At 56.8% G+C, this 213-nt stretch carries 1 rRNA gene; it reads left to right on the top strand.

Annotated features, from left to right (window positions below):
- Positions 1-213, top strand: a 23S ribosomal RNA gene (locus ADK65_RS10155); the annotation flags it as partial.

Here is a 213-nt window from a genome sequence, read left to right as displayed (position 1 = left end):
GGTCAGGTAGAGAATACCGAGGCGTTCGGGTGAACTATGGTTAAGGAACTCGGCAAAATGCCCCCGTAACTTCGGGAGAAGGGGGGCCACACCTGGTGAGAACACTTGCTGTTCGAGCTGGGGGTGGCCGCAGAGACCAGCGAGAAGCGACTGTTTACTAAAAACACAGGTCCGTGCGAAGCCGTAAGGCGATGTATACGGACTGACGCCTGC

The organism is Streptomyces sp. NRRL B-1140 (genome assembly GCF_001280065.1).
Lineage (GTDB): Bacteria > Actinomycetota > Actinomycetes > Streptomycetales > Streptomycetaceae > Streptomyces.
This window is presented reverse-complemented; position numbering and strand designations above follow the sequence as displayed.